We start from the raw sequence: 1121 nt of genomic DNA, 5'->3' as shown, positions 1-1121 counted from the left end.
GGGTGGGTTCAAAGATGAAGTGCGACTTGCGAATGATACCAATGTGTTGTCACTCGCAAGGAAGATGCAATGGAACGCACCTACTCCCATATTGACCTCGATGAACGTCGCAAGATTGCCCGCTGGAGAACGGTTGGGTTCAGTGTCGAAGTGATCGCTGAGAAGCTTGGTCGACATCGCTCGACGATCTTTCGCGAGATCAAGCGCAACATGTTCGTCGACAAGGTCGTCCCGGATCTCAACGGCTACTACTGCGTCACGGCGCACGACATGGCTTGCGAACGGCGGGCCAAGCTCAGGAAGCTGGTGCGCTTCTCGACTGTGAGGCAATCCGTTATCGACCGGATCATGCATGGTTGGTCACCGCAGCAAATCGCTGGCCGGATGCGCCTGGAACGGCATCCGATCTCGGTCAGTCACGAAACGATCTACAAGTTCGCGTACTCGGCCGACGGACATGCAATCAAGCTGTGGCGTCACCTGCCGGAGCATCGGGCTCGACGGAGACCGAGGCATGCAAGACGCAAGCATGGTCAGAGGTTTAGCCCGGAGTTGAATATTCTGCGCCGCCCAGAGGTCGTTGCCGATCGCAAGCAGTTCGGTCATTGGGAATGTGATCTGATCCAGTTTCGCAAGAAGTTCGGCAAGGCCAATGTGACGTCACTCGTCGAGCGGGTCAGCCGCTTTGCGATATTCCTGCGCAACAACGATCGGCAGTCCCGGCCGGTCATGAATGGACTTGTGCAAGCGCTACAGGCGCTGCCCCACCTCGCCCGCCGCTCCATCACCTTCGACCGAGGCACAGAGTTCACCGACTGGCCTTATCTGCAAGCCAGCATCGGAACACAGACCTGGTTCTGCGATCCACAATCGCCCTGGCAGAAAGGCACGGTCGAGAACACCAACAGGCGAGCGCGGAAATGGCTTTCGAGAGAGGTCGATCCTTTGTCAGTAACCGACGCGGATCTGATCGCCATCTGCAATCAGCTCAATGCCACACCGCGCAAATGTCTCGGCTATCGAACGCCGGCTGAAGTCTTCCGCAAGAAACTGCTCGCTCAATTGAGGCATGCCGGTTAGCTTCACCCTGCCCGCAAGTCGCGCTTCAGCATGAACTCACA

The 1121-nt window shown here is 57.4% G+C and carries 1 protein-coding gene; it reads left to right on the top strand.

Annotated elements, in window-relative coordinates; genetic code table 11:
• Window positions 1–69: 69 nt before the first annotated feature.
• The gene (locus tag PDO_RS15515; RefSeq protein WP_007603738.1) at window positions 70–1080 is read left to right on the top strand and encodes an IS30 family transposase; all 1011 of its coding nucleotides are present in this window, start codon (window positions 70–72) and stop codon (window positions 1078–1080) included.
• Window positions 1081–1121: the final 41 nt, after the last annotated feature.

It is taken from the genome of Rhizobium sp. PDO1-076 (genome assembly GCF_000247475.1).
Taxonomy (GTDB): Bacteria; Pseudomonadota; Alphaproteobacteria; order Rhizobiales; family Rhizobiaceae; genus Allorhizobium.
The sequence above is the reverse complement of the archived record's forward strand: the minus strand, read 5'-3'. Positions and strand labels throughout refer to the sequence as shown.